The 11635-nt window shown below is 66.7% G+C and carries 11 protein-coding genes and 1 pseudogene; 2 read left to right on the top strand and 10 right to left on the bottom strand.

From position 1 onward, the window contains the following. Positions 1 to 152 precede the first annotated feature (152 nt). A pseudogene (locus tag IE239_RS40660) lies at positions 153 to 526 on the top strand (transposase); the annotation flags it as partial. A gap of 34 nt (positions 527 to 560) precedes the next feature. Here the strand turns inward: IE239_RS40660 and IE239_RS40655 are convergent. The 10 genes from IE239_RS40655 to IE239_RS40610 form a co-directional block, all read right to left on the bottom strand. After that, on the bottom strand, positions 561 to 1319 hold the full coding sequence (locus tag IE239_RS40655; protein ID WP_190154481.1) for an SDR family NAD(P)-dependent oxidoreductase: 759 nt from the start codon (positions 1317 to 1319) through the stop codon (positions 561 to 563). A gap of 9 nt (positions 1320 to 1328) precedes the next feature. Then, positions 1329 to 2471 (bottom strand): acyl-CoA dehydrogenase family protein, encoded by a 1143-nt coding sequence (locus IE239_RS40650; protein WP_190154480.1) that lies wholly within the window; start codon positions 2469 to 2471, stop codon positions 1329 to 1331. Positions 2472 to 2596: 125 nt separating this feature from the next. Beyond that, a complete protein-coding gene (locus IE239_RS40645; protein WP_190154479.1) occupies positions 2597 to 4315 on the bottom strand; it encodes an AMP-binding protein in 1719 nt (572 codons plus the stop codon). A 99-nt stretch (positions 4316 to 4414) separates the two neighbouring features. Then, positions 4415 to 5476, bottom strand: coding sequence for an aliphatic aldoxime dehydratase (oxdA, locus tag IE239_RS40640; protein WP_190154478.1), 1062 nt, complete (start codon positions 5474 to 5476; stop codon positions 4415 to 4417). A 479-nt stretch (positions 5477 to 5955) separates the two neighbouring features. Then, positions 5956 to 6723: a CbtA family protein gene (locus IE239_RS40635; protein WP_190154477.1), complete on the bottom strand. Its 768-nt coding sequence runs from the start codon at positions 6721 to 6723 to the stop codon at positions 5956 to 5958. Positions 6724 to 6739: 16 nt separating this feature from the next. Next, positions 6740 to 6937 carry a CbtB domain-containing protein gene (locus IE239_RS40630; RefSeq protein ID WP_190154476.1) on the bottom strand — a complete coding sequence of 66 codons (198 nt, stop codon included), beginning with the start codon at positions 6935 to 6937 and terminating at the stop codon, positions 6740 to 6742. 19 nt (positions 6938 to 6956) lie between these two features. Next, complete coding sequence (locus IE239_RS40625; protein ID WP_190154475.1) at positions 6957 to 7313, bottom strand: nitrile hydratase accessory protein; 357 nt, start codon at positions 7311 to 7313, stop codon at positions 6957 to 6959. Positions 7314 to 7399: 86 nt separating this feature from the next. After that, positions 7400 to 8002 (bottom strand): nitrile hydratase subunit alpha, encoded by a 603-nt coding sequence (nthA, locus tag IE239_RS40620; RefSeq protein ID WP_190154474.1) that lies wholly within the window; start codon positions 8000 to 8002, stop codon positions 7400 to 7402. Beyond that, the gene (nthB, locus tag IE239_RS40615) at positions 7999 to 8718 is read right to left on the bottom strand and encodes a nitrile hydratase subunit beta (protein ID WP_190154473.1); all 720 of its coding nucleotides are present in this window, start codon (positions 8716 to 8718) and stop codon (positions 7999 to 8001) included. The genes nthA and nthB overlap by 4 nt, the downstream gene beginning before the upstream one ends. A gap of 12 nt (positions 8719 to 8730) precedes the next feature. Continuing rightward, entirely contained in the window at positions 8731 to 10251 is a 1521-nt protein-coding gene (locus IE239_RS40610; protein ID WP_190154472.1) for an amidase, read from the bottom strand. Between the two features lie 259 nt (positions 10252 to 10510). Here IE239_RS40610 and IE239_RS40605 point away from each other — a divergent pair, with 259 nt between their 5' ends. Next, on the top strand, positions 10511 to 11473 hold the full coding sequence (locus IE239_RS40605) for an AraC-like ligand-binding domain-containing protein (RefSeq protein ID WP_190154471.1): 963 nt from the start codon (positions 10511 to 10513) through the stop codon (positions 11471 to 11473). Positions 11474 to 11635: the final 162 nt, after the last annotated feature.

Below are 11635 nucleotides of genomic sequence, written 5' to 3'. Positions count from 1 at the left end.
TCCCCATGCACCCCAGGGGCCTACCCACCCAAAACCACCATCAGTAGGCGCTCTACCTGCACTGATGCGCTAAATCACCGGCATTGCTCTGACCAGCAAGAATGAGGATTGTCGAGGTCCTTGTTCCTGCCACCGCCGGAGGCACTTCCCAGGTGAAGCGCTCTTTCGGGTCCTACCCCGCCTCCGTGTCCAGGGCGATGGCCGCCAGGTCGTCTCCCAGGCCGGTTCGGTCCTGCTCGTCGAAACGGTCCGCAAGACCGGCCTTGACCAGGCCATATCCGCGGCTCTGGCTCCGTGGCGCAAGCCGCGCGCCGTCCACGATCCCGGCAAGGCCCTCCTGGACGTCGCCCTGGCGGTCGCACTGGGCGGGAACTGCCTCGCGGACATCGCGATGCTGCGGTGCGAGCCGGCCGTCTTCGGCCCGGTCGCCTCCGACCCGACCGTCTCCCGCCTGATCGACACCCTCGCCGCCTCCGGCGAGAAAGCCCTGCGGCCCATCCGGTCCGCACGCTCCGAAGTCCGAAATTGCCATACCGACACCATGCCGGAGAGCAGGACTGTCAGCGAGGAGCCATGCGCAGCGCGCCATCCATCCGAATGACCTCGCCGTTGAGGTAGTCGTGCTCGACGATGAATCGCGCGAGCCGCGCGAACTCGTCGGGCCTCGCCAGGCGTTTCGGGAATGGCACGCCCGCTGCGAGTGTCTTCTGGAACTCCTCGTTGATGCCGGCGAGCATGGGGGTCTCGACGACGCCAGGAGCGATGGTGCACACGCGAATACCGTACTGCGCGAGGTCCCGCGCAGCGGGTAGTCCGAGACTGACCACCCCGCCCTTGGAGGAGGCGTAGGCGGCCTGACCGATCTGGCCTTCGAACGCTGCGATCGAGGCGGTGTTGATGATGACGCCGCGCGAGCCGTGCTCAAGCTCTGGGGTCTTCGCAATCTGCTCCGCAGCCAACGCGAGCACGTTATAGGTGCCGATGAGGTTGACCGAGACGACTTCGGCGTAGAGCCCAAGGTCACCCGGAGAGCCATCCTTGTTCAGGATTCGGCTCCCTGGCGCCACGCCCGCGCAGTTCACCACAGTCCGCAGCGGGCCAGTCCCGGCAGCCGCGGCCACGGCGGTGCGCACCTGCTCGGCGTCGGTCACGTCCACGCCGAGATAGGTGACACCGAGGACGGTGGGGGCGCCGGCAATCGCAGTGGGGAGGTCAAGAGCGAACACCCGCGCGCCATCCGAGGCGAGTCGCACCGCCGTCGCCGCTCCGAGCCCCGAGGCACCGCCCGTGACGATGGCCGAGGTGTCCCGAATTTCCACGGGTCTCTCCTACTTCTTGTCGAGATGGCGGGCGATCACCATTCGCTGAATCTGGTTGGTTCCTTCGAAGATCTGCATGACCTTGGCCTCACGCATGAATCGCTCGACCGGGAAGTCACGCGTGTAGCCGTAGCCCCCGAATACCTGCACGGCCTCCGTCGTCGCTTTCATCGCGTTGTCCGTGGCGACGAGTTTCGCGATGCTGGCCTCACGCGAATACGGCAGGCCGAGGTCCTTGCGTCGTGCGGCAGCCAGGTACGTCGCCCGCGCGCTCTCGACCGCGGCGGCAATGTCGGAGAGCACGAATGCCAAGCCCTGATGGTCGAAGATCCGCTTGCCAAAGGTCTCCCGCTCCTGCGCATACGCGACCGCCGCGTCCAGGGCCGCCTGTGCAAGCCCCGTAGCCACCGCCGCGATCCCAAGCCGACCGGCGTCGAGCCCCGCCAGCGCGATCTTCAAGCCGTCGCCTTCCTCGCCCAGACGTCGCTCGACCGGCACGTGCACACCGTCCAGTCGCATGGTCGCCGTCGCCGAACCGGTAAGGCCCATCTTTCGCTCCGGCGGATCCGCTGTCAGTCCCGGCGCATCGGCGGGAACGAGGAAGCAGGAGATGCCGTTGCGGTTCTCGCTCGTGCGGGCCAACACCTTGTAGAAGTCGGCATGTCCGCCATGGGTCGTCCACGCCTTCGCGCCCGTGAGGACATACTCGTCCCCGTCGCGGACCGCGCGAGTGGTCATCGCTGCCGGATCCGAGCCGGCGTGCGGCTCCGAGAGGCAATACGCCCCCAGCAGCTCCCCGCCGAGCATGTCCGGCAGCCACCGGCGCTTCTGTTCCTCGGTTCCCATGGTGTCGAGCCCGAAGCACGACAGAACGTGGACGCTCGTGCCGACGCCGACACTCGACCAGGCATAACCGATCTCCTCAACCGCCTGCAGGTAGACCTCGTACGGCTGCCCGCCCCCTCCGTACTCCTCGGCGTACGGGAGGCCGAGCACGCCTGCGCGACCCAGCACACCCAAGACTTCCCGCGGGAACGTCTCTGTCGCTTCCGCCTCGACTGCCTTCGGCGCGAGTTCCTTCGCGCAGATGTCTCGCACAAGGGCGATCAGGTCCGTGGCCTCATCGGTAGCCAACACGCGATTTGCCGGCAACGTCGTTTCCTTCCTGCTGCTGTCAGCTCCCAGCGACCAGACAGCGACTACTCGGAGGGCCATGGCCCTTCACCGCACCGAATGGGTTCCGTCCCAGGCGAGGCGGACGATCCGCTCCGCCCGTACTACCTCCTGAGGTCAGGGAAGTCGTCGTCGCGGTACTCGCCGCTCGGACGTGTTCCTTCGATCTCGTTCTCACGCTGCCGCAGTTCGACGCGCCGGATCTTGCCGGAGATGGTCTTCGGCAGCTCGAAGAACTCAAGGCGACGCACCCGGAGATACGGAGCAAGGTGCGCACGTGCGTACCGAAGGATCGACTCGGCCACTTCTGCACCCGGCGCGTGCCCAGGAGCGAGCGCGACATAGGCCTTCGGCACGGCAAGCCGGACCGGGTCCGGCGCCGGAACGACGGCTGCCTCCGCAACCGCTGGGTGCTCGATCAGCACCGACTCCAACTCGAAGGGGCTGACCTTGTAGTCGGACGCCTTGAAGACGTCGTCGGTACGTCCGATGTAGGTGATGTAGCCGTCGGCGTCCCGGTGCGCGACGTCACCGGTGTGATAGAAGCCGCCTTCCATCGCGGCCGCGTTGCGCTCGGGGTCACCTTGATATCCCGTCATCAGACTGAGCGGCGTCTGGCTGAGGTCCAGGCCGATCTCGCCCTCGCCCGGCCCGTGCACGACCGCACCATCGGTGTCGACAAGTACGACCGGCACTCCAGGGAGGGGGCGGCCCATCGAGCCTGCCTTCAGTTGCTGCCCTGGGGTATTGGCGATGGTCGCGGTCATTTCGGTCTGCCCGAAGCCGTCGCGGATCGTCAGGCCCCAGTGTCGCTCGACCTGACTGATGACCTCGGGGTTGAGTGGCTCACCGGCCGCGATCGCCTCGCGCAGGTTGCCTGGCCCGCCGCTGAGGTCGGTGCTGATCAGCATGCGCCAGACCGTCGGCGGCGCGCAGAAGGTGGTGACCCCCTCCGAGCGGATCTGCTTCAGCAGCGCTCCGGCGTCAAAGCGTGAGTAGTTGTAGACGAAGACTGTCGCCTCTGCGAGCCACGGCGCGAAGAAGTTCGACCACGCGTGCTTGGCCCATCCCGGGCTGGAGATGTTGAGGTGCACGTCTCCCGGCTGCAGCCCGAGCCAGTACATCGTCGAGAGATGGCCGATCGGGTAGGAGATGTGGGTGTGCTCCACGAGCTTGGGCCGAGTGGTCGTGCCGGAAGTGAAGTAGAGGAGGAGCTGGTCCGTACTCGCGTTGCCCGGGTGAGCAGTGGCTGCGCGTGCTGCGTCATCGGCCAGGTCGTAGGCGTCGGCATAGCGGAGCCAGCCGTCCGGCCGGGCCTCGTCCCCGACGGCGAACCGGAGATGGTCGCCGGGGACGGCCTCGAACTTGTGCGCATCCGCCGGATTGCAGATCACCGCGCGAGCCGAGCCGCGTTCGAGGCGATCGACAAGGTCGGCGGTGCCGACGGCAGTGGTCGTCGGCATGATGACGGCCCCCAGTCGAATGAGTGCCAGCATGCTTTCCCACAGCTCGACCTGATTGCCCAGCATCACGACGACACTGTCGCCTCGGCGTACGCCTTGCGCCGCCAGGTGGGCAGCCACCTTGTCGGAGCGATGCGCCATGTCATGGAACGTGTAGGACGCTCGCGAGCCGTCCTCCTCGGCCAGCACGAGGGCCGGCCGCTGGTTGCCACGCGCGATGGTGTCGAACCAGTCGAAGGCGAAATTGAAGGCCGCGCCGACGTCGGGCCAATGGAAACTCGTCGCCACCTCGTCGTAGGACGTGCGCAAACGCAGCAGGTGGTCACGGGCTTCACGAAGGGCGGCGGTGGCGTTGGGCATGGGGATCTTCGTTTCCTTGGATCGGAGAGAGTTGGTGGCCGGTCGCCGGGCCGAGTACGGGCTCCGTCCGACGACCGGCCAGGATGAGCGGAGTCCTCCTCAGACGCTCGCCGGCACGACGGCGTCCCGCATCATCCCGGTGAGCGGGTGGCAGTTGATGTACTCGAAGACCTGGTCCTTGCCGTCGGAGACCGAAACCTCGTGGTAGAGGCGAAGTTTCTCCAGACCGGCCACGACCTTGAAGAACGTGACGAAGATGCGCAGGTGCGTCGGGTGCGACTCCGCCCACCGCTCGAGCTGGTCCAGGGACCGCCAGTGTCCGATGTTGTAACTCTCGTCGAGTTCGTTGCCGTCGAGGTCGATGCTGCGGACGAAGCGGTTGCTGTAGCAGCCGAGCGTCTCGCCGTTGTCGCGCAGGAAGTCCATACCGGCTTCAAGGCTCGGAAGGATCTCGTCGAGGTAGAGGCCCCTTTCGGCCTCACCGGCGGCACGCCAGTCCTGACCCGAGCGGATCAGGGCAATGTTGTCGTGGCCGCGAACGATCACGCGCCGCCGCTGGGACGGGTCACCAGAGATGACGGTGAGCTCGTCGTTGGGCTGCATCCAGTCGTTCTGCGAGAGCGGAATGCGGTCACGCATCGAGCCCCAGTAACCGTGCTCGCTGATGTCGCCGCTGGACGTGCCCATCACGCTACCGATCCCGGGGAACTCCTCGGTGAAGGCGTAGAGCGTCTCGAACTGCTCGACACGCGGCGCGACGATCTCGCGGAAGTAGCCGAGATCCTCGGTGAGGCGCTCGTCCGAGCTCCACCAATCGTTGACCTCGTCAGAGCGCAGCCAACGGCAGTACGCCGCGGGGTCCGCCCAGTAGGCGACGGCCATCAGGTTGTGGTGGTTCTGGTTGTCGATGTGGTCGGTCAGGTCGTGGTGGAGCGGCCCGTCAGACAGGTCGAAGCTTTCAACGATGTGCCGCAGCGCGGCGAGCGCCTTCGGCCGCTGCGAATCCTCGGCGTACTGAACTCCGAAGTAGGCCATGACGACCTGCTGGAGCGACTTGTCCGCGCGGGCCACGAACATAGGGAAGGGCGGCTCGTAGCTGTCGGGGACGCGCCGCGACAGCGTGCGCGGGCACTGGAGGTGGGTGTCTATAGCGGATTCCATGATGTTCCGTCTCTTCGAGCGGGTGCCCGGTGAAAGGGGTACTGGTGGCCTTGTCGGCCGGCGGTCACCAGCCGCTGAGGGGCGAGCGGTGGACAGCGGACCGAGGGGTGGCGTCCCGGAGATCGTCGGGTGGCTCGGCCGTCCCGGGCCCGCCTTGGCGGACCCACTCGGCGATCGCGCGAGCCCGCTCGAGCGTGTTGACCTTCTGGATCCACACCGGTCGGGCGCCCGCGCGTCGTGCGGCTGCGGAGGGATTGACAACAACGACGTTGGAGAGCCCGCACTGCCACAGGCAATCGGTGCTCACCAGCTCTGCGTCGCTCCCGCTCTCGTGCGCCAGAATCTCGGCAATGCCGTCGTGATCCACATCGGGGTGCTTGCGCCGGGTGCCGCAGCAGCAACCCCGGCACATCCTGATCCGCGGACCCTGGCCGGGGCGGGAATCTGTCTTCGGGGCCGACGTCGCGGTCATGTTCGCCTCACGTGGAAGCGAACTGAGCGGAAGATCGGGCACCGACCCCGCTCCTGGCACGAGCAAGGGCCTCGGAGAGGTACCCGAAGACCCCGCCCATGATCAGCCACATCAGACCGATCTGGACCAGGGAGCCAACCCGGAAGTTCCAGATCAGCTGAGCGGGCACGTCAGAGGGAATCGGGTCGGCAACGTCAGGGATCACCCAGAACAGAGTGATCGAGCCGGCAATGGCGAGGGCCGTGGCGGCCACGACCCGAAGCCCGGGCTCAAGACGCTTCGCCCGCGCCAGGGAGGTCACCGCTGACGTGAGCACGACCGCACAGAAGATCGTTCCGAGGTACGTCACCGTCCGGGCGTCGACGGTGGCCGGGTCACCGACCGCCGGCGGATTGGCCGGGATGACGAGCGCTGGTGCGAGGGTGAATGCGGCGAACCCCAGTCCAGCGAGAGCGATCGCCGAACCGGAAGCGGAGCGCCCCGGCACTCGATCACCAAGGAAGCGACGAACGAGCGCGAAGGCGATACCGGTCAGGGTTGCGACGACCAGAACGGTAAGCAGTCCGAAACCGACCTGCTCGCCCCTGGAGACGACCACGTCGGACATGTGACCGTGATCGGCGTGATCCGCCGCCGACCAGGTGTCCTCGATCGCGATCGCAGCGCGGATGGACGGCTCGACGAGCCAGTACTGAACAGCGGCACCGGCACCGCCGGCCACGGCGCCCGCCAGGGCTCCGTGGCCGATCGTGCGGCCTACGGGCATCACGGCCATCGGAGTCGACCTGCCTTCAGTGGCACGGCACGCCGAGAGCGTGACGCGCGTCGTGGGTGGCCTCGTGCAGGTAGTGCGCAGCCCCGGACGGGATGAGAAGTCCGTTCTCCTGCAGGAGGAAAAGGACGCTCAGGAGGGCGAACGCGGCGAGCGTGATGCTGAGGACGGTGGTCACGACGGGCTCGTTCGCGACCGCAGTATTGCTGTGTGCCATGTCGTCGGTTCCTTTCGGGTCAGACCCGCGCCGGGGCGGCGGGGTCGATGGCGATCGGCTCGGTGTGGGCCTCGTGGTGGTTGCGGTTGGGCGGCTCGGCCATGACCTGAACGACCCGCTGGTCGAGGTCGGACGTGGTCATGACGCCGTGCTGGGACATGACGTCCTCAAGCGCCGTGACCCAGTGCTCGTAGTACGACCACTTCGCACCGCTCTCGGCCGCAGTGGTCTCCCAGGCCTTGATCGAGGAGATCAGCGCGCCCTGGAACTCGGACCAGGCGAACTTCAATGTCTTGTGGGCGGCGACCGCCATGGCGAACGCACGGATCTCCCACGGGAACTCGAAGCCCAGCTCACTCGGATCAGTGACGGGCATCCCGCAGATGAGCTCCTCCACCTCGCGGCGGGACCCCCCCTGTGTCGTGACACTGGAGTACGGTGCCGGAACCGTGGTCGCGGCGCTCACGACGCGACCTGAGCGACCGCACCGACACCGATCATCGAGTCGCGGGTGACGAGTTCGGCGAGCTGCGCCTCGCTCCACCCATCGGTGCCAGCCGGGCGCTGCGGAAGCACCCAGTAGCGCATCTCGCTGCTGGAGTCCCAGACGCGGACCTCGACACTCTCCGGGACGGTGAAGCCGAAGGAGTCGCTGAGAACCTTGCGGGGCTCGCGCGTGATGGCGGCACGGTACTGCGGGTCCTTGTACCAGTTCGGCGGCAGTCCGAGGACGGGCCACGGGTAGCAGGAGCAGAGGGTGCACACGATGATGTTGTGCACGTCGTCGGTGTTCTCGACGACGACCATGTCCTCGCCCTGAAGACCGCTGATGCCGAGCTGTTTGCAGGCCTCGGAGGCGTCCTCGACCAAGCGCGCCTTGAACTCCGGGTCGCTCCACGCCTTGGCCACGACCTTCGCGCCGAGCTGAGGGCCGACCTCGTGCTCGTAGATGTCGACCATGCGGTCGATGGCTTGGGTCGTCATGACGCCCTGCTCGATGAGCATGGACTCGAGCGCCTTGACTCGAGCGGCGATCTCTTCCTGGGTACGGATCTTGGCGCTCATGCGACAGCTCCTTCGGTGGGGGCGGACGATGGGGCAACGAGCTCGATGTAGGGGTCCCAGACGTCGAAATAGACGGAACCGTTGGGCTCGGCATGCTCAGCACCCCAGAGCTCTTCGTTGGTGAACCGGACGGTGTAGACGTGCTCGGGGTGCTCGCCGAGTCCGTTGCCGGCCGTGTCGGGGTAGATGAACGTGCCGTGCGCCAGGACGACCTCACCAACGGCGCCGCGGATGTAGCGGGCGCGGCGGGTGTGGCCCTTCGGAGCCGACCGGTCGACCCGGACGATGTCGCCCACCTTGAAGCGAGCAGCCTTGCCGGACTCACGCTTCGCGGTCGCACCGGCCGGGACGACCGCCTCGACGAACGCAAGCAGCTCCGGGTCGTCCTGGTGCTGCGGCAGGGGTGCTTCCGGGTTGGCCAGGTAGTGGGCGGTCCGGCGGTCGAGCTCGGCCATGTCGAGCTTGCCCAGCTTCTCGCCGAAGTGTTCGATGGTGTGCACCCAGTGCTCGTAGTACGGCGACTTCAGATAGACAGCCGGGTCGATGAGCTCGATTCCGTGGCGGAACTGGTCTACGCCGAAGAACCCCGCGCGAAAGCACATGGCGAACATCGGGAAGACGGCCTTCTCCCATTCGGTGCGGAAGACCGGTTCGTGCTCAGGAACGACGACGGGGCCGATGCCGTCGGTACCAGCGAGGTCGAAAACACCGTTCATTCGGGTCACTCCTTACTTGTGCTTGGGGTGGCTGAGCGTTCCGAGCGTCTGCTCGAAGGCGTGCGCTGCCTGCAGGACTGAGGCGTCGCTGAATCGCTTGGCGATGACCATGAGGCCGACGGGAAGGCCCTCGCTCAGGCCGGCGGGGATCGTGCAGGCCGGGTGACCGGTCACGTCGAAGGGCGCCGTATTGGCCACCATGTCCAGAGCTCGCGTGACGATCTCCTCGGCCGCCGCGTCGGCTGCGGGGATGAGGCTGGCCGTGATCGGGAGGGTCGGCATGACGATGACGTCGTACTGGTCAAGGACGGTGTCGTACGCGGCCGCGAGGACCGGCTCAAGATTGCGTGCCCTGCCGTAGCTCGCGCCGTACCCATTGCGGAGGGCGTATGTGCCACCGAGCGCCACGAGTTTGACCGTCTCCGAGAACGCGGCCGGGTTCTGGCGCCACCGCTCGCCGTAGAAAGCCATCAGGTCGGGGTCGTAAGCGCCCTTCCAGTTGAGGCCGTAAGCGTTGCCTTCCACCATCTGCCAGGTCGCTCCCTCGACCGAGATCACGTCCCAGATCGCGGCACCGTGCTTGTGCCATGGGATCGAGACTTCTTCGGCGAGGTGGCCGGCCGCAGTCAGACGCTCGATCGCAGCCCGTACGACCGCGTTGACCCCCGGGTCGGAGTTGGCCTGCTCGAACCCCTCAGTGACAACACCGATCCGCAGACCACGATCGAGTCTGTCCAGTTCAGCGACATAGTCGGCGCCGGTCACACCCGTGGGCTGACGCGGGTCGAGACCGTCGGCCCCAGCGATCACCGTGAGCATGGCCGCGGCGTCGGCGACCGTCGGAGCGATGGGACCGAGATGGTCGATCGTCTGCTCGATCGGAAAGCCGCCGGTGTAGGGCACCAGGCCGAAGGTCGGCTTGTGGCCCACCACACCGCAGAAGGCTGCCGGGATGCGGATCGACCCACCCTGGTCGCCGCCGATGGCAAGATCGACCTCACCCGCTGCGACCAGCGCCGCGCTGCCACTCGAGGAGCCGCCCGCGGTGCGGTTGGTGTCCCACGGGTTGCGGATCGGTCCGGTCTTCGCCGTGTGCGACGCGCCGGAGAAGCAGAGGTCTTCACACACGGACTTACCAGCGATGGTGGCACCGGCATCGAGCAGGCGAGCGACCGCGGTGGCGTCCACCTTCGGGACGAAGCCGCGCACCGTCTCCGAGCCGTTCATCATCGGAACGCCAGCAACAGCAACGTTGTCCTTGATCGCGACCCGGCGGCCCGCCAGCGGGCCGGACTCGGTTGTGCGAAGGTCAGTCCTGACGTACCACGCCCCCAAAGGGTTGTCAGCCGGCTCCGACCAGCTTCGCTCGGGGGCCTTGGGCGCTACCTCGCGCTCGTAGAGCTCGTCGACGACCGACCACGATCCCAGGAGACCGCTCGCAGCGGCGTGGTAGAAGTCCAGGTCGTGCTCGGCGATGCCGAGCCTCAGGTCATTGGCAAGGTCTTCGACCGCTCGGCGGGATGGCAACTCCATCGGCCGCTCTCCTCTCGGTTCGTGCGGTTCTTCGTTCCGGACGAGGTGAGACGCCTGGGGGCGTCACCGCCAAGGCGGATGCACATACGTCCTGGCCGAGGAGCAAACGGCCCCCGAAGTGCCGCGTCAATGCTGGACAGCGGCCTGGAGCACGTTTGGATTGCCACGGTCAAGGCAAGTGCAGACACGAACAATCTCGCCCCCGGAGCACCCCCGAACGGGGGTTGACGGGTTCGGGGCGAAAAGCACACGATGAGCCATGCCGGATTCGTTCCAGATCGATACTGCGAATCGACCTGTCGCAGAGCGGACGGATTACTGGCGCTCCAGCGTCTGTGATCAGTTCGTCCCTCTTGCCGTGCAGCCGACCGTCGGCGACCTGCACGGTCGCGTCGCCGGCGTGACCATCGCCGAGACCCGGCTGCGGCGGATCCGCGCGAGCCAGCATGTCTTCGAACGACGCCCGTCGGACATCAGGGCCGGCGACCTAGAGGTCCTTCACGTCTTGTCCATGGACCATGGTCACCACTGCCACATGGAGCAGGACGGGCGGACGACGACTCTGAAACCCGGCGACCTCGTGCTGTACGACAGTTCGCGACCGTTCCGGTTCGCGACATCAGGAGCCTTCCAGTTCACCATCGGGCTCCTCCCCAAGCGGCTGCTGCCGCTGCCCGAGAAGGTGCTCGTCGATCGGACGACGCGGGTCGTGCCCCTTTCGGATGGGGTCGGCGCAGCACTCGGCGCGCTGCTCACCTCACTGGCCGGCGGCAGTACGGCTCCTTCGGCCCCCAGCCAGCAGGTCGCAATTCAGCATGCCCTGGTCAGTTTGTGCGTCGCGTTCATGTCCGACGAAGGACCGGTGGGGAGCCCGCCGTCCGTGCATCTATCCCTGGCGAAGTCATTCATCGTGCGACACATCGGTGAACCGGCACTCGCTCCCGCCGACGTCGCCGTCGCTTGCGGTGTGTCCCTCAGCTACCTGCATCGCCTCTTCGCGAACGACGGGACGACCATCGTCGGCTACCTGCGCGAGCAACGACTCAAGGGGGCGCACAGAGACCTGACGACTTCGCTGGTGGACGAACCCGTCCTGCTGGTCGGTCGACGCTGGGGCATGCCCGACCCCGCCCACTTCAGCCGGGTCTTCAAGAAGCGCTTCGGAGTGACGCCCGGCGATGCACGTCGCTCCGCCCGCCCTCCGACCCCGTCGGCCGACTAGCCTCGCGCTTTCACGAGGTGGGCTGTCCAAGAGTTGATCAGAAACACAGAAAGTGCCCTTGACCTGCAATGCCGGTGATTTAGCGCATCAGTGCAGGTAGAGCGCCTACTGATGGTGGTTTTGGGTGGGTAGGCCCCTGGGGTGCATGGGGAGATCCGCCCC

The sequence above is a fragment of the Streptomyces humidus genome, from assembly GCF_014649655.1.
Taxonomy (GTDB): Bacteria; Actinomycetota; Actinomycetes; order Streptomycetales; family Streptomycetaceae; genus Streptomyces; species Streptomyces humidus.
This window is presented reverse-complemented; position numbering and strand designations above follow the sequence as displayed.

What these genes read in the sequence shown, in the direction of transcription:
- nthB (WP_190154473.1), bottom strand. Translation starts at nt 8,718, where the DNA reads ATGAACGGTGTTTTCGACCTCGCTGGTACCGACGGCATCGGCCCCGTC.
- IE239_RS40605 (WP_190154471.1), top strand. Translation starts at nt 10,511, where the DNA reads ATGCCGGATTCGTTCCAGATCGATACTGCGAATCGACCTGTCGCAGAG.
- IE239_RS40645 (WP_190154479.1), bottom strand. Translation starts at nt 4,315, where the DNA reads ATGCCCAACGCCACCGCCGCCCTTCGTGAAGCCCGTGACCACCTGCTG.
- IE239_RS40625 (WP_190154475.1), bottom strand. Translation starts at nt 7,313, where the DNA reads ATGCCCGTCACTGATCCGAGTGAGCTGGGCTTCGAGTTCCCGTGGGAG.
- IE239_RS40610 (WP_190154472.1), bottom strand. Translation starts at nt 10,251, where the DNA reads ATGGAGTTGCCATCCCGCCGAGCGGTCGAAGACCTTGCCAATGACCTG.
- IE239_RS40635 (WP_190154477.1), bottom strand. Translation starts at nt 6,723, where the DNA reads ATGGCCGTGATGCCCGTAGGCCGCACGATCGGCCACGGAGCCCTGGCG.
- nthA (WP_190154474.1), bottom strand. Translation starts at nt 8,002, where the DNA reads ATGAGCGCCAAGATCCGTACCCAGGAAGAGATCGCCGCTCGAGTCAAG.
- oxdA (WP_190154478.1), bottom strand. Translation starts at nt 5,476, where the DNA reads ATGGAATCCGCTATAGACACCCACCTCCAGTGCCCGCGCACGCTGTCG.
- IE239_RS40630 (WP_190154476.1), bottom strand. Translation starts at nt 6,937, where the DNA reads ATGGCACACAGCAATACTGCGGTCGCGAACGAGCCCGTCGTGACCACC.